The sequence below is a fragment of the Neobacillus vireti genome (genome assembly GCF_036962345.1).
GTDB lineage: Bacteria > Bacillota > Bacilli > Bacillales > Cytobacillaceae > Neobacillus > Neobacillus vireti_A.
Genome location: NZ_JBALNB010000025.1, coordinates 63376 through 79848, shown reverse-complemented (window position 1 = coordinate 79848; position 16473 = coordinate 63376). Strand labels below are relative to the sequence as shown.

Annotated in this window: 17 protein-coding genes and 2 other annotated features; of the genes, 2 read left to right on the top strand and 15 right to left on the bottom strand. The window is 38.4% G+C overall.

What is annotated here, in order from left to right:
• Positions 1-112 precede the first annotated feature (112 nt).
• The 8 genes from mnmH to trpE form a co-directional block, all read right to left on the bottom strand.
• Entirely contained in the window at positions 113-1192 is a 1080-nt protein-coding gene (gene mnmH / locus V7108_RS25345; RefSeq protein WP_335569757.1) for a tRNA 2-selenouridine(34) synthase MnmH, read from the bottom strand.
• A gap of 246 nt (positions 1193-1438) precedes the next feature.
• A complete protein-coding gene (gene trpA / locus V7108_RS25340; protein WP_335569756.1) occupies positions 1439-2224 on the bottom strand; it encodes a tryptophan synthase subunit alpha in 786 nt (261 codons plus the stop codon).
• Entirely contained in the window at positions 2224-3426 is a 1203-nt protein-coding gene (gene trpB / locus V7108_RS25335) for a tryptophan synthase subunit beta (protein WP_335569755.1), read from the bottom strand. The genes trpA and trpB overlap by 1 nt, the downstream gene beginning before the upstream one ends.
• On the bottom strand, positions 3401-4048 hold the full coding sequence (locus tag V7108_RS25330) for a phosphoribosylanthranilate isomerase (protein WP_335569754.1): 648 nt from the start codon (positions 4046-4048) through the stop codon (positions 3401-3403). The genes trpB and V7108_RS25330 overlap by 26 nt, the downstream gene beginning before the upstream one ends.
• Positions 4048-4833 (bottom strand): indole-3-glycerol phosphate synthase TrpC, encoded by a 786-nt coding sequence (gene trpC / locus V7108_RS25325; protein WP_335569753.1) that lies wholly within the window; start codon positions 4831-4833, stop codon positions 4048-4050. The genes V7108_RS25330 and trpC overlap by 1 nt, the downstream gene beginning before the upstream one ends.
• The gene (gene trpD, locus V7108_RS25320) at positions 4834-5859 is read right to left on the bottom strand and encodes an anthranilate phosphoribosyltransferase (protein WP_335569752.1); all 1026 of its coding nucleotides are present in this window, start codon (positions 5857-5859) and stop codon (positions 4834-4836) included.
• Positions 5831-6442, bottom strand: coding sequence for an anthranilate synthase component II (locus V7108_RS25315; protein WP_335569751.1), 612 nt, complete (start codon positions 6440-6442; stop codon positions 5831-5833). The genes trpD and V7108_RS25315 overlap by 29 nt, the downstream gene beginning before the upstream one ends.
• Positions 6442-7812, bottom strand: coding sequence for an anthranilate synthase component I (gene trpE / locus V7108_RS25310; RefSeq protein ID WP_335569750.1), 1371 nt, complete (start codon positions 7810-7812; stop codon positions 6442-6444). Before trpE ends, V7108_RS25315 begins: the two co-directional genes overlap by 1 nt.
• A 67-nt stretch (positions 7813-7879) precedes the next feature.
• Positions 7880-8125: a binding site (T-box leader), on the bottom strand.
• Positions 8126-8160: 35 nt separating this feature from the next.
• Positions 8161-8410 (bottom strand) — a binding site (T-box leader).
• Between the two features lie 179 nt (positions 8411-8589).
• Here trpE and V7108_RS25305 point away from each other — a divergent pair.
• Entirely contained in the window at positions 8590-9873 is a 1284-nt protein-coding gene (locus V7108_RS25305) for an MFS transporter (RefSeq protein ID WP_335569749.1), read from the top strand.
• 45 nt (positions 9874-9918) lie between these two features.
• Here the strand turns inward: V7108_RS25305 and V7108_RS25300 are convergent, their stop codons facing one another.
• The 4 genes from V7108_RS25300 to V7108_RS25285 all read right to left on the bottom strand — a co-directional run bounded on the left by V7108_RS25300 (position 9919) and on the right by V7108_RS25285 (position 14030).
• The gene (locus V7108_RS25300; protein ID WP_335515848.1) at positions 9919-10044 is read right to left on the bottom strand and encodes a hypothetical protein; all 126 of its coding nucleotides are present in this window, start codon (positions 10042-10044) and stop codon (positions 9919-9921) included.
• 67 nt (positions 10045-10111) lie between these two features.
• Complete coding sequence (locus V7108_RS25295; protein ID WP_335569748.1) at positions 10112-11014, bottom strand: 4Fe-4S binding protein; 903 nt, start codon at positions 11012-11014, stop codon at positions 10112-10114.
• A 28-nt stretch (positions 11015-11042) separates the two neighbouring features.
• Complete coding sequence (locus V7108_RS25290) at positions 11043-11624, bottom strand: DMSO/selenate family reductase complex B subunit (RefSeq protein ID WP_335569747.1); 582 nt, start codon at positions 11622-11624, stop codon at positions 11043-11045.
• A gap of 12 nt (positions 11625-11636) precedes the next feature.
• Positions 11637-14030, bottom strand: a complete 2394-nt coding sequence (locus tag V7108_RS25285) for a DMSO/selenate family reductase complex A subunit (RefSeq protein ID WP_335569746.1) — start codon at positions 14028-14030, stop codon at positions 11637-11639.
• A 331-nt stretch (positions 14031-14361) separates the two neighbouring features.
• On the opposite strand from V7108_RS25285, the gene V7108_RS25280 reads away from it, so the two are divergent.
• On the top strand, positions 14362-14655 hold the full coding sequence (locus V7108_RS25280; RefSeq protein WP_335514894.1) for a DUF6509 family protein: 294 nt from the start codon (positions 14362-14364) through the stop codon (positions 14653-14655).
• A gap of 36 nt (positions 14656-14691) precedes the next feature.
• Here the strand turns inward: V7108_RS25280 and V7108_RS25275 are convergent, their stop codons facing one another.
• From V7108_RS25275 to V7108_RS25265, 3 genes are all read right to left on the bottom strand, one after another.
• Positions 14692-14895: a cold-shock protein gene (locus tag V7108_RS25275; RefSeq protein WP_335514865.1), complete on the bottom strand. Its 204-nt coding sequence runs from the start codon at positions 14893-14895 to the stop codon at positions 14692-14694.
• Positions 14896-15063: 168 nt separating this feature from the next.
• On the bottom strand, positions 15064-15264 hold the full coding sequence (gene cspD / locus V7108_RS25270; protein WP_283861127.1) for a cold-shock protein CspD: 201 nt from the start codon (positions 15262-15264) through the stop codon (positions 15064-15066).
• Between the two features lie 240 nt (positions 15265-15504).
• Entirely contained in the window at positions 15505-16467 is a 963-nt protein-coding gene (locus tag V7108_RS25265; RefSeq protein WP_335569745.1) for a nucleoside hydrolase, read from the bottom strand.
• Positions 16468-16473: the final 6 nt, after the last annotated feature.

Here is a 16473-nt window from a genome sequence, read left to right as displayed (position 1 = left end):
TTATACTTCTATTATAATATCTAATAAGGAAAAATAGCTGTGGAAGAATTTAGAATTTTCGCTCATTCGTTACAATTCCATGAAATAAATATGAAATTTTCCCAATACAAGCTCAGATTCTCCCTTTAATTTCCTTGTTCTTTTTTACCATTAGCTTATCTAATTCCGCTATCACCTTCATGCTGGCATCGTCCGAATCATCTGCATGGATATCGATGAATTTCCCATCATATTCGTGGGTTGCATAATCATAGCGCGGATCGTAATAATGTTCGAGCAAAATACCAATCATCCCTTGATATTCCTTATTTTCTAATGAATGAATTAATGCTTTTTTTATGTCATTATCTTTTATCCGTCTTAGAATTTTTTCAATTCCAATCGAGATTTGACTGTGATACCAAGGTTCATTCTGATAGGGCAAGACATATTCATTCACTAATTGCTTAACTCTTTGTTCTAAAGGTGTGTGGATGTATATATTGATACCCTTCATTTTTTTATTCATAAGCTCTTCAGGCTGAGCGGCTTTCCCAATTCGTTTGCTTTCTGCTTCCATGACAAAATAAGCAGAACCTTTTATTTCTTGGAGTTCCTTGTATAAAAGTGAATCAAATATCTTTTGATTATTACCTTCCCCGATCCCAATCGTTCCAAAAATAGAGCCTCGATGTGCAGCCATTTCCTCAAGATCTAGTGTCGGGTAACACAGTGACTTCAATTTTTTCAAGACCTCCGTTTTACCTACACCTGTTAAACCATGTAATACAACTGCTGTTTCTGGAAACATAGTCGGGATTTCTTTTAGAATAAATTGACGGTAAGCTTTATAACCGCCTTCTAATTTCATAGCATAGATACCTGCAAACTCTAAAAAGGTAACAACTGCCTTGCTGCGCATTCCCCCGCGCCAACAATGGACCACTAATTCTTCCCCGTCTGACATCGCTTCTTTAATTTGTTTCAGAAGACTAGGAATTTTAGGTGAAACAAACTCCATTGCCCGCCATTTTGCTGCTGCCTGTCCTTCGTGTTTATAGATGGTACCAATAACCTCTCGCTCTTCATCCGTAAATAAAGGAATATTAATTGCCCCAGGAATTGCACCATCCTTAAACTCAATAGGTGAACGAATATCAATGATGATTGTATTCTTCCTCGTTAGTAGTTCCTCAACTGTAATATCCTTCATTTATATTAACTCCTCAAATTTTCTATAAAACAAACAAAACTTCCAAAAATGGAAGTTTAAAATCAAAACAGAAAGGGATATCCCTAATACATAAATGCTAGAAGTTCATTAAAAGTATAGTCTAATTATATAAGAGATATACGATGGTATCAAGAATACAATCCTGCCAATTGATATACATGCTATTACATTTTGCTTTTTGCCAATTAAAAAAGTCCACCCACAATGGGGCAGACTTAAAAAAAATTACCGGACGTTTTTTTCAGGTTTAAGAACAGACATAAAGCTCTCCAACTCAGTTAAATCATCCTTATATAATAAATCGACGATTTTACTTCCGACAATCACTCCATCACAATGGGCTGTTAGCTCGTGGATTTGTTTTTCAGTTGATATTCCAAACCCAGCAACTACCGGAATTGGACTAATTTCTTTCACAGTCTTTAAAAATTCTATTACTTCTTGATCAAATTCGTTTCTCGTTCCCGTGATCCCTTTAACGGTAACTGTATATAAAAATCCATTGCCTCGACTTGAAATTTCTTTGATTCTTTCTTTTGGAGAGGTCAACGTAACAAGTCTAATCAATTCAATTCCTAGGTCTTCAAATTCATCTGCAATTAGGTCCTCCTCTTCAATCGGAAGATCAGGAATGATACAGCCGTCTATCCCAGCGTTCGCTATATCTTGTGCAAATGCGGATATCCCATAGGCATAGATAGGATTTAAATATGTCATAAGGACGATAGGAATTGACACCACATCCCTTGCCATTGCAAGTTCTTTAATGATTCCTCTTAGTGTTGTTCCATTTTGGAGCGCTCTTATGCCCGCTTCTTGAATGGTCGGACCGTCTGCAACTGGATCAGAAAAAGGAACGCCAATTTCGATGAGTGTAGCACCGAATTTTTCTAACGTAATAAGACGCTCTGTCAGGTTGCTTAGCCCGCCATCTCCAGCCATAATATAGGGGATAAAAGCCTTCCGCTCCTGATCTTTTAACATCTTGAATGATTGTTCAATTCTATTCATTATACTCTCTCCCTTTCTAACCTTTCTTTAACGGCCATTACGTCCTTATCCCCCCGACCGGATAAGCATACTACGATATTCTCTGTTTCCTTCATTTCAGCAGCAAGTTTAACCGCAAATGCGATGGCATGAGCACTTTCAAGTGCTGGGATGATTCCTTCTAGTTTTGAGAGAAGCTGAAATGCGTCTAAAGCTTCTTTATCTGTAATGGAATGATATTCTGCTCTTCCACTGTCTTTTAAGTAACTATGTTCAGGTCCAACTCCTGGATAATCAAGCCCCGCCGAAACAGAATGTGCCTCTATAATTTGGCCTTCCTCATCTTGCAGTAAGTACATTAATGCCCCGTGCAGTACTCCTGGTTTTCCTTTTGTCAGTGATGCTGCATGGAAAGCAGTGTCTACCCCTTGTCCTGCTGCCTCTACTCCAATTAGACGTACTTCTTTGTCCTCAATAAACGGATGGAACATTCCAGCAGCATTACTGCCCCCGCCGATACAGGCAACGACTGCTTCTGGAAGCCTTCCTTCTTGTGCAGAAAACTGCTGTTTTGTTTCCTTGCCAATTACACTCTGAAAATCTCTTACCATAACCGGAAATGGATGTGGTCCCATTACTGAACCTAGAAGATAGTGAGTATCATCCACATGCTCAACCCAGTAGCGTAACGCTTCATTAACTGCGTCTTTTAAGGTGGCGCTGCCAGAGGTAACACTAACAACCTTCGCTCCAAGAAGCTCCATTCGGAAGACATTTAACGCTTGTCGTTTGATATCTTCTTCTCCCATAAAAATAATACATTCAAGATTCAACAATGCACATACTGTTGCGGTCGCCACACCATGCTGACCTGCACCCGTTTCAGCAACAATTTTTCTTTTACCCATTCTAATCGCTAAAAGTGCCTGACCAATGGCGTTGTTAATTTTATGGGCGCCAGTATGATTCAGGTCCTCTCGCTTAAGATAAATTTGAGCACCGCCAGCATATTTTGTAAGATTTTTTGCGAAATAAAGTGGTGTCTCTCTCCCGACATATTCCGATAAGTATCCATTTATTTCTGCTTGGAAGCTTGGGTCATCTTTTGCAATTTTATAAGCTTCATCCAACTCTAGAACTGCTTTCATCAACGTTTCTGGTACAAACCTTCCGCCATAAATACCAAATTGCCCTTTTTCATTCGGTAGTGTATATGAATTCATTCCTTGTTCCTCCTGTTTGGCTCCCTTTAGCCTTATTAATGAATGTCTGGATTTTATCTAGATCCTTTTTTCCGTCACTTTCAACACCGCTGCTGACATCGACCATGTATGGTTGGATTAGCTTAATGGCTTCTTCCACATTTTCTGCATGCAATCCTCCGGCTAGAATGACTTTTTTTCCCTTAAGATTCTTTGCAGTAATACTGTTCCAATCAAAGGACAAGCCATTTCCCCCTCTGTATTTCCCTTTCGGACCGTCCACCAACAAGTATTCACAAGGATAATCTTCTATTTCCTTTAAATTTAGATCTTTCTCAATACTTACTGCCTTGATGACCGGTAACGATAGAGATTCGCTAAAAGCAGGTGTTTCATCCCCATGTAATTGAACATGTGTGAGTCCTGCAGCTGCAGCAATTTCCTCTATCTTGTCTTTTGTCTCGTTAACAAACACCCCTACCTTTAACACCTCTTTTGGTAAATGAGTTATGATGTCTTTTGCTTTTGAGGCGCTGATCTTTCGTTTGCTTTCTGCAAAAACAAAACCAATTGCATCAGCACCATAATCGATCGCAGCCAAAGCGGTAGTAAGATCCTTAATTCCACAAATTTTCACTTTCATTATTTCAACATTCCATTTAGCGGCAATCTGAAATCTCTGAAGGATTGAGCAAGATCTGGACTCTTCATTAATGCTTCCCCGACCAAAATTCCATTTGCTCCCGCATTGCGTACCCGTTCCACATCTTCCTTGTGGTGGATTCCACTTTCGCTGATTAGGAAGGCACCCATATCCTTTATTGATTTTGCAAGCGACTCTGTTACGTCAAGCGATACGTTAAAGGTCTTTAAATCACGATTATTAACGCCAATCAGCTGGGCACCAAGGTTAAGTGCTTTTTCTAATTCCTCTTGATTATGGACCTCCACTAACACCTCTAAATCCAAGCTTCTTGCATATTGATACAGTTTTGACAGCGTATTCTCATCCAGTGCTGCAACAATTAAAAGAATGATATCTGCACCAAATGCTTGCGCCTGATCAATCTGAATAGAATCAATTATGAAATCCTTACAAAGGATGGGCAGATCAACTGCGGCCCTCACCGCTTTTAAATCCGCAAATGAACCTTTAAAAAAGGTGGTATCTGTCAGTACGGATATAGCCGATGCACCTGCCTTTTCGTAGTGTGTTGCTTGATCTGCAGGTTCCACTCCATTGTTAATCATTCCTTTAGATGGAGAAGCACGTTTGAATTCGGAGATGATTGCAATTTCATCTGCATTCTGTAATTTTTGGATAAAGGATCGTTTTGGCTTCGCTTCTACTTTTATCAAATCTCCTTCGCGAAGTTTTAGGACCTCTTTTTGTTTTTCCTTAATTATCCGATCTAATATCGTTTCCACTTATATCGCCTCTCTTTCCGCTTTCGCTGTCAATTCAATTAATTGGTGTAACTTTTCATAGGCAGCACCTGAATCAATTACATCTCTAGCAATGTTAATACCATCCTTTATGCTTTCTGCCCTTCCGCTTGTATAAATGCCGATTCCTGCATTTAATAACACAGTGTCAAGGCATGCTCCTTTTTCGCCTGAAAGAACCTTTTTAAGAATCTCCGCATTTTCCTTAGAATCTCCGCCTTTAATCGTGCTGTTATCATATTGAGGAAGTCCTACTTCTTCTGGTACAAAGGTTTGAGTGGAAATAACTCCATTCTCTAATAAAGTCAGATAGTTCTCACCCTGCAGGGACGCCTCATCCATTGATCCTGCTCCGTTAATGACTACTGCACGTTTACGTCCTAGGTTTTGCAGAACTTCTGCAAATACAGGTAATAAGTCTTTTCGATAAACACCAAGTACTTGGTAGTCCAAATCCATAGGATTGGTAAGTGGACCAATAAAGTTGAATACCGTAGGGATTCTTAATTGTCTTCTAACCGTCATAATCTTCTTTAATTTTGGATGTACATGCGGCGCAAATAAGAAGGCAATTCCTAGTTCATGGAGAATTTCTTCTGTACGCTCAACAGGTAAATTTAAATTAATGCCTAGATATTCCAGTACATCTGCACTGCCTGTTTTACTTGAAATGCTGCGGTTTCCATGCTTTGCCACAGGAATACCAGCTCCAGCAATTACAAATGCTGATGTAGTGCTTATATTAAAGCTCGAAGAACCATCTCCGCCGGTGCCACAGTTATCTAAAACATCCGGAAACTTCTCACGAAATGGGAGTGTATTCTCCTTAAGACCCTTGACGATTCCAGTAATTTCTTCTACTGTTTCACCTTTTGATTTTAAGCCCATTAAAAAGGCTGCAATTTCACTTTCAGATACCTCTTCCCCTAATATTAAGTCCATTGCCTCTTTCATTTGTGGTTCTGAGAAAGATTCACCTTCAGCTAATTGGAGTAAAAAGTTTTTCATTTCTCTTCTTCCCTTCTATTTCAGTTAAAAAGTTTTGCAACATTTGCTTTCCATTTGGTGTACCAATCGATTCAGGATGGAATTGCAAACCGAATACTGGGTAGTAACGGTGCTTGATTGCCATTATTTCTTGGTCATCTAGTGAATGTGCGACACATTCCAAATCGGGTGATAGACTATCCTTAGCTATTACCAAGGAATGGTAGCGCATTACTTCTAATGGGGAAGTTAAATACGTAAAAACTCCACTGCCAATATGGGTGATTTGCGATGTTTTTCCATGTTTTATATATTCAGCTCTTTTTATTTCACTGCCAAATGCTGCTCCTATAGCTTGATGACCTAAACAAATTCCTAATATAGGAATTTCTTGATATAAACTCTGAATCACCTCAATACAAATTCCTGCATCTTCTGGTTTTCCAGGACCCGGTGACAAAATAATGGCTTTCGGATTCATATCCTTTATCTGTTGGATTGTAACCTGGTTGTTTCTAATAACAGTTACTTCCTCACCTAATTCACCTAAATATTGATAAAGGTTAAACGTAAAGGAGTCAAAATTATCGATAAGTAAAATCATTATTCACCCTCCAAAAAGGCTTTTAATTTATTTATGGTTTCTTCATACTCAGATTCAGGGTTGGAGTCATGGACAATTCCTGCACCTGCCTGTATATAAGCAGTGTTGTCTTTTAGTATCATCGTTCGAATCGCCAGGGCAAAATCCATATTTCCATTAGCAGATAGATAACCAATTGCACCGGAATAAAGACCTCGTTTTGATTTCTCCAATTTATTAATAATCTCCATCGCCCTGATTTTCGGTGCCCCTGATACAGTGCCTGCGGGGAGACATGCTGCCAAAGCATTAAGACTGCTATGTTCTCCTTTTAACGTACCGCTAACTTCTGATACGAGATGGATGACATGCCGAAACTTTTCAACCTCCATATACTTATCAACAGTTACAGAGCCAAATTCACAAACTCTTCCTAAGTCATTACGTCCGAGATCAACGAGCATTTTATGTTCCGCTAATTCTTTTTCGTCACTCTTCAATTCTTTTGCAATTAGCTGGTCTTCCTCAGTTGTTTTTCCTCTTCTTTTTGTACCTGCGATTGGATTTGAGAAAACCTGTGATCCCTGAGTTTTTATAAGGCTTTCAGGTGATGAACCTATTACCGTGTAACCAGCGAAATCAATATAAAACATATAAGGCGTTGGATTGTGAGCACGGTGCTTGCGATAAAGTGATAACGGTGTGCCATGATACGGTGATTTCATCCGTCTAGAGAGAACCACCTGAAAAATATCGCCAGCTTTGATGTGCTCCTTCGCAATTTCTACATTTTTTATAAAATCTTCTTTCGATGTTTCTGACTGAAAGCCTGTAAATTCGAATGGAGAATCATCTTGATAAATTACTGGTTGTTTCAGTTCTACAATTATTTGATCGATCCTTTTTTCAATTTCACTATCATCTGTTAAAGGAAGACCACAAATGGTTATTTTTTCTTCAAGGTGATCAAAAACGATAACAACCTCATAAAACATCAAATGGACATCGGGCATTTGCAGACCGTTCGGGAATTCTTCACCAATGACTTCAAATTGACGGATTATGTCATAACCTACGTACCCTACTGCCCCGCCAATGAACGGGAAAGGTGCTTCATCTATTCTTGGGAGCAATGTTTTAATCAGTTCAAGTGGATTTCCTATTAAAACATTTTTATCTCCATTTCGATATAAGATTTCATTGGAATCACCCGAAGATATGAGTTCAAATGCCGGGTCAGATCCAATTATGGAATACCGGCCAGAGTCGTGGTATTTATGTGAACTTTCCAATAAAAATTTTTTATCTCCGCTAATTTTCTGTAGTATGGAAATAGGAGTGAATGTATCCCCTTTTAATTCTTTTATGAAAAGTCCGCTTTTTGTTTTCATGTACCATTCATCCTTTCGTAAATAAATAAAAAAATCGTCCTCTATACGCATAAAAAACTTTATGCATATAGAGGACGATTCTTAGACCGTGGTGCCACCTCCCTTTGAAGCTGAATGTCAGCTTTCTCTTTTAGATACAGAGCTATCACTCGATATCCTATCCTTTTAACGGTGGAAGTCCGTGCTGCCCTACTGTAAATTCAGGAAGCCTCTCGCAAGTCCATTCGACAAATCCATTCTTACCGGGCTCTCACCTTCCCCGACTCTCTGAAAAGAATGTAATAAGTGTACTACTCTTGCTCACAGATTTAATTATTTTTTTATAAAAACAAAAAGGGCCCTCCATCCTAAAAGGACGGAAGACCCGTGGTGCCACCTTAATTAGCTAATAAATCAGCTCACTTTACCGATATCGAAGCATTTGCTTGAATATCTGTCTCTTTTAACGATGAGATCTTCGCCAAAGCCTACTGACCCTATAGGAGGTTCGGTTTGGAGGCTCCGAAGTCCATTCACTAATACGTCTACACTGATTTGCACCAACCATCAGCTCTCTAAAGAATCCGTATAAGTTACTACTCTTCATCAATGCCCTTCACTTATTGATTTTTATATTAAACCATTTTGAATCTTATTGTCAACACTAATTATTAGAAAATTCAATTTAGGTGAGCTTTTTTTTATTCCATTTAAAGGATTGTTATTAGATAGTTATTTTAAAATAAAGATGTCAATATTAACGTTAGCACATCATTATGAAGGCGGGGAAAGAAGATCATGGATTTTACAGAACGATTATTCCCGGATTCAGAGGTGAGAAACAAATCTTCCTCAGCTGGAAAAAAGAAAAAAACAGGTGAGTTATCTAAACAAAAGTGGGCGATTCTCTCGCTTTCATCTATTCCATTAGTTATGACACTTGGCAATTCGATGTTAATACCAGTACTGCCTTCAATGGAAAAAGAATTATCCATCACTGCCTTCCAAACGAGCATGATTATAACGGTTTATTCCATCGTTGCCATTTTCTTAATCCCAGTTGCAGGGTATTTATCAGATCATATTGGAAGGAAAAAGGTTATTATCCCCAGTCTAATTATAGCTGGAATTGGCGGTTTAATTTCTGGATGGGCCGCTTGGAAGTTGGAAAACGCCTATTGGGTAATATTAGCCGGACGTGCGCTCCAAGGTGTGGGAGCAGCTGGAGCTATGCCAATTGTACTCCCTTTGGTTGGCGATATGTTTAAAAATGAAGATGATGTCAGCAGTTGTCTAGGATTAATTGAAACCTCGAATACTTTCGGCAAAGTTCTAAGCCCGATTTTGGGCTCCTTACTAGCAGGTTTTTTTTGGTTTTTACCGTTCTTTTCATTTCCAGTCTTTTGTACAATATCGGTCATAATGGTAATGTTGTTGGTTAAAAGTCCAAAGTCAAAAGCAAAAGCTATTCCATTTAAGGAATTTTTTACAAATATTAAACAAACATTTACGGAAAAAGGAAAATGGTTATATGCGATTTTTTTTATTGGCGGTATTTTAATGTTAGTTCTTTTTGGCATATTATTTTACCTTTCTGAAATCTTTGAAACTGAATATGGGATAAAAGATCTAAAAAAAGGATTGTTACTTGCACTGCCACTTGGAGCGCTTTGTTTATCATCGTTTATTGCAGGAAAAGTTATCAAGGATAACAAGGTACTAATGAAATGGCTGACTTTCGGAGGTATTGTTGCGGCAGCCCTAGCTATAGCGGCACTTTGGTTTTCAATTAAACTTTGGTTTATGCTAAGTATGTTTCTTATAGCCGGGATCGGTATCGGGATTGGTCTGCCGTGTCTAGATGCCTTAATTACGGCAGGAATCGAGAAAGAGGAGCGAGGAACAATTTCCTCTATATATAGCTCGATGAGATTTATCGGAGTTGCAGCCGGCCCTCCGATTATTGCGTTGTTAATGAAACAGGATAATTATTGGATTTTCATTACGCTCAGCGGCCTAAGTATTATAGCAGCATTTGTGGCAATATTCGCAATCAAGCCCAGTGAGAAAAAAGCACATTAAAACGAGCGCTGGGCACTTTCCCAGCGCTTTATGTTCATTTGAAAACTATGTGTTTGGTTTCGATTTTTTAGCTTTTTTGTTTTGTGGAGTCATTTCATTTGCAAATTCTTCGCTCAAAAGGCTTTTGGCACTTTGTAAACCAGATTTTGTTTTAATATTCCGTTTCGTCAATATTCTCACCACCCAATATCAAGATGGCTATAATTTAACCAAATGGAACAAAATCATGCGAAAAATACTAATACGGACTCAACCAATCGGGATCTCTATTCAGACATACATGGCACTTTGTTGTTTCTGCATAAAAGGAGTAAAAACTATGCCCGCAATCATGACAATTCTTTTGATAAACGTTCTCTACTCGTTCACTTTTTCCACTTATACCTGCTAAAATCTCAATCGCATTTTCCGGACAAACTTCCGCACAAGAGAGGCATCCTACACATTTATTGTTTTCAATCTGAAGGGTGCCATCCTTAAGTTGAAATACTTCTTCCTTACAGAGTGAAAAGCAAGCCTGGCACAGTGTGCATTTATCTTTGTCCAACTCTACAGAGAAAAATTGAAAATCTGGATAATATTTTGTCAGCTTCCAGTCATCCTTCTCCATCTTCCAGGAGGCTGGAGCCATCTTTTTAGCCAGTTGTTTCCCTTCTTTCTGAAAAGAACCAAAGAAGGATCTTCTGGATAACACCTCATCCCTTACCTTTTCCACAACAATAATAGGACATTCATCAAGTAATTGTAATTGTTCATTTGTATCACATAATACAGTTTCCCATGCCGTGCTCAATGGCTGCTTACTAACTTGAATCGATGTCATTCCTCTTTTTTTATAAATGAGCAGTTCTTTTATCTCAGGTGTATAGTTCGGGTCATAAACTAAGCTTCGGTTATGAAAAACCCGGTTACTGACCAATCCTTCAAGAGCTGATAATGGACAGGCAATAATGCATTCACCACACATCGTACACTTCTTTGTATCTAAGACGAGTAGATGGTCTTTTATCTCAAAGGCGTTTTGCTCACATCTTTCTATACAAAAACTGCAAGTTGATTTTCGATTTTGTACTCTGGAACATTTAGTGGAAACATTCATTTCTTCATGCATGCTTTCCAGCCATTTCACGAGGATCGACATGATATCACCAACTCATTAACTTGAAATCTTAAACTAATTTTGCATCCCTGTGCGGTGTAATTACAAGGTTTGGCTTCGTAATTGTTGCACTTGGCATTCCTTTAATTTGGCTAATGTTTCCATATTTCTTTCGAAGCTCTTCTATTGAACCATATTCAATTGCTCCCAACGGGCAAGTTGCAACACATACAGGGTCTTCACCTTTTTCCTGGAGATCGATACAAAAGTTACATTTATTCGATTTAAAAGTCTCTTTGTTATATTGAGGAGCACCATAAGGGCAAGCCTTCACACATAACTGTGTTCCAACACAAATTTCCTTATCAATCGTAACAACCCCATTTTCATCCCTCTTAGTAATCGCACCTGTTGGACAGCTTAGAACGCAGACTGGCTGCTCACAATGATTGCATGAAATGGAAAAATAAAACGACATTACATTATGAACAATCCCTCCAGTTGGCTGCTGCATATAGGTCCCTTCCTCTTTCGTGTAAACCCTGCGATAGTTGATTCCAACTTTTGTATTGTTTTTATCTTTACATGCTACACTGCATGCCTTACATCCTTGGCAAATGCTCTGATTGATATAAAATCCTATTTGGACCAAGATTGTCACTCCCTACGCTTTTTTCACTTCAACAAGGTTTGTTAATTGTGGATTTGATTTTGCAAGTGGTGTTGGTCTCTGCGAGGTTAACACGTTTACCGATCCCCTTTGGTCAGCACCTGACTTATCAGGTGTATACCAAGCCCCCTGAGGGATACCTGCCACTCCTGGAGTGATACGTGCAGTAACCTTCACATCGATAAACAAACTGCCTCTCTCATTAAATACATTAACTCTATCTCCATCCTTTATCCCACGCTTCTCAGCATCTTTAGGATTTAACCACATTTCTTGCTTGGCAGCTTCCTCAAGCCACGGCATATTATCATAGGTAGAATGACATCTGCGCTTATAATGCCAACTAATTAGCTGCAATGGGTATTTCTCAATTAATGGATCCTCTGGTCCTTCCCAGGAAGGAATATATTTTGCGATAGCTGGAATTTCTTCATGTTGGTTCATGTCCCATAATTTCTTTGAGAACAGTTCAATTTTGCCTGAAGGTGTCTCAAAAGGATTGTTCTCAATGTCATCTATTTGGGCCTTAAAGCCGACTAGCGGCTCATCATATGTAAAATGGTGAACCCCTTTTTTTCGAAATTCCTCAAAAGTTGGAAAGGCAGGATCTAGTTCTTTTCTTGTTCTTTCTACACTTTCTTTTACCAAATCGAGAATGGTTCTGCCCTCAGTATATTGCTCCTTAACACCTAGTTTTTCAGCCACTTCTGCAAACACATCATATTCGTCTCTGCATTCATAGAGGGGATCTATGGTTTTATCACCAAAAACTACGTAATCTCCAAAACACCACGGTACACCGATATCATATCGTTCAAAGAAAGTTGTTCCGGGAAGGATGATATCTGCATATTTCGCACTCGGAGTCATAAAGAGATCACTGACAACAATAAATTCTACTTTACTCTCATCCTCCAAAAGCTGTTTCGTTTTATTAATATCTGCATGCTGATTAATAAGCATATTTCCAGCCATATTAAAAATCAGCTTTATATTCGTTGATAATTTTTCGGTTCCTTGCAGCCCATCCGCTGCTGTCATTTCTGTTCCGTGTTCTACTGCTTTTGTCCAGAGGAAACAAGGGATTGAAGCCTTTACTGGGTTTTCATAAGATATAGGATAAACAATGTTCGAACGGTTCCAATAACCTGTTCCTGCAGCCCAGCCGCCTAACTTTCCAACATTACCTGTTAAACAAGCCAGCTGAGCACCACCGCGCATGAATTGCTCACCGTATGCCTGGCGTTGTGCTGCCCAGCCTTGTATTAGTGCAGCTGGTTTAATGGCTGCATAATTTCTTGCAATTTCGCGTATTTTTTCTGCAGGAACTCCGCAAATTTTTTCTGCCCACTCCGGTGTTTTAGCCACCCCATCTTTCTCACCTAATAGGTAGCTTTTCAAGCACTCTTCCTTTGCTACTCCTTCAGGCATATGTTCACCGTCAAACCCTACACAGTACTTGTCAAGAAAAGCTTGATCATGTAAGTTTTCTGTGACGATTACATAACCCAGCGCATCCATCATTGCATTATCCGTTGTCGGTTTTATCGGTATCCATTCATCTGCATAAGTTATTGCTGTATCCGTATATCTAGGGTCAATAACGACTATTTTTGCTCCATTTTTCTTTGCTTGCAGTAAATATTCACGATAGGGGGTTGAGAAGATCATTTCGGATGGATTTTGCCCCCATAAAATAATGTATTTTGAATGAAGCAAGGAATCGAAACTGCTGCCAGAATTATTGGTTCCATAGGTGTATGGTGTCGCAACGTTTCCTGCCCCGGAACTGTAATCATTTCGAAAGTTGAGGAAACCACCGGTGACGGATAACAACTTTCTTACTGCTGTACTGCCGCCATGCAGCCCCCAGCACTGACCTGATGAGTAGTTATCATATCTTGATTCAGGGCCATATTTATCCCCGATCCGTTTCACCTCAGAAGCGATAGTTTCTACAGCCTCTTCCCATGAAATTCTTTTAAACTTTCCTTCACCTCGTTTTCCGACACGTTTCATAGGATACTTAAGGCGATCCGGATGATAGAGAAGATTTCGATAGTTCCTGCCACGTACACATGCTCTGAGTGGGGGAATCGATGGATCACTGCTATCCTGTGTATCTGTCGCCACTCGTACTACAACTCCGTCTTTTACATAAGCCTTTATGACACAACGACCACCACAGTTATTAACACTACAGGTAGAAACAACCCTATCCCAATCACTTGCACTAGCCGCTTTCTCAACCTTTTGCTTATCTATCAATAATTTGGTCCCTACACCGCCGGCGATAACCGGAACACCAATTGCCCCAGACCATTTTAAAAAGGTCCTGCGCTGCATTTTATTTTTCAATACATTTTTTAAAGGACTGCCCTCAGACATATCTTAATGCCTCCGTTTCCTGCTTTAGTTTGTAAAAACGATTGGAACTCAGTATGGAACAGCTCTTATGTAGTTTTACATACATATATACCCTTCTACTATTGTGAATAATTTCACATAATTATTCTTTGGTCCACTTCTTCATTTCCTTCCGCTCTTATAATTCAATTTTAATGTAAAGTTCTTAAATAAATATTAAATTTCAGATCGTTCACATTTATTTCATATGTATTATCCATAATTTGATAACATTTATAGCTGAATCGTGTCATTTATTTCTAGTAATGCTCGAAATATGTATATAATATAAAAGGAAAATATTTTGAAGAGGATGATTTCATTGAACATTACTGGCCATACAGTTGAAAAACTTGTAGATCCATTTGGTTTATTAAGCGGTGACCGCTTTGAATTTTTTATAGACATTGAGGTAGACGAAGAGGATGAACTCTATACTGATAAAGGAATTGGTATAAGGGTACTTTTTGTAGTGGATGATAATGGTTCAAAAATTTCTAACTATCATCTTTATGAAAGAGGAACCGACAAGGTCTTAGACTTTGAACTGGAAGAAGATGAAGAATTGTTAGTGTTTAATTATTGTAATGAAAACATTGATATATAAGAAAAAGCAGGGGAATCCCCCTGCTTTTCTTATTTATTACATAAAGTTTTTACTATGATTATGAATTACCGCTAATTCTTTTGTGGTAAGACTCATTTCACTTTTGCATATTGGACAGAGGGGCACTTCAGTGCTCTTAAAATTGTCACGAATCCAGCATTTACAGCTTTCTGAATTACATTTCCAAATTTTAGTTTCTTCTAGCTTAATTTCTTCATCATTTCTTCTACCAAACGCCAAAATGATCACCCCTTGTACGATTTGCAAAACTGTTTCTTGACACCTTGATCAAGATGTGAGGAAAAAAATCATCTTTTTATTAAGCTCTTTTCTTAAATTACGAAAACAGCCATTTATAAAGATAAAAAGGTGATGCCTTTTCCTTGCACCACCATTTTATTTTTCAAATTAAGCTTTAACAACGTTAGCAGCTTGTGGTCCACGAGCGCCTTCAACGATTTCGAAAGAAACAGATTGACCTTCTTCTAAAGATTTGAAACCTTCTGATTGGATAGCAGAGAAGTGTACGAATACATCTTGACCGCCTTCAGCTTCGATAAATCCAAAACCTTTTTCTGCATTAAACCATTTTACTTTACCGTTATTCATGAGTAGTACCCCCAAAGATTTGTTCACTTTAAGTTTATAACCATTTAAAAAATCAAAAAGCCGCAATGCACTTCCAGGTAATAGACATCACCCACGTTATGTGCAGTTACGACTACTTAAACTTAAAACCTATTTTAAACGAACTTAAAAGCGTACCTTAATCATAACCTTTATTTCTCTAAAAGTCAATTAAATTTACAGTATAGCATACTAGCAGGCAACTATATATATATTACTACATTATTTTTTTTCAAAATTACCTTGTAAAAAAATTTCCATGAAATTGGAAACAAATTTCTGAAAATCTGCTTCCATCCCAATAAAATCTAAGGTTTCCGGAGGTTCTTCAGCTGGCTTCGGGCGAAAATCTGCAATACTTTTTCCTTTGGAATTTCCAAACTCCTCCACTCTTACTCTTTTAGGAATATACTTAAACAATTCAGGATTCGTAATAGCCATTAAAGGAACAACATCATGTAATGGCGCACCCTGAAGCCCCGGGATATTTTTTTGGTAGGCCTTAAAATAATAATCAAAGGCAGGTTTCAATAATGGCCTAAAGGGTGTCGGACTATTTTCACCAAGATAATTTATCACTTCCGACGTGATAATGGCTTTATTCGTAATATTTAATGGATATAAAAAAACATTGTAAGCTTTCTCCATGACGATTTTGGCTGCAATTGGATCGGAAAAGAAGTTCGCTTCAGCCTCTGCTGAAATATTACCTGGAACTAAAAAAGCGCCACCCATAATATAAAAAGCAGTGACATCTTTTAATGCGTTATCCCCAAATACGATAAACACGAGTGCCAGTTCTGTTAATCTGCCAATATTCACAATAATAAGTCTGCCTGCATATTCATTAACGATTTCTAATATTTTCGTAAAATCATGTACCTTTACATTTTGCAATGTATCTGGCGGCTTAATTGGACCCAATCCCTCTGGTCCATGAATTTCCGGATAATACTGAACAGGTTCACCTGATAAGGGGCCAGCAGCTCCTGATATGATTGGAATCTCCGCTCTCCCTGCTAGGCTTAATAAGTAGGCAGTATTTTTTACAGATTTCTCTCTAGGTGTGTTTCCGTATCCACTTACAATACCAACAAGATCTATATCTGGGTTCATTAATGCATACATAATAGCAAAGGAATCATCTATTCCAGGATCCGCAAACAAAAGCACATGATAAGCCATTGCCTC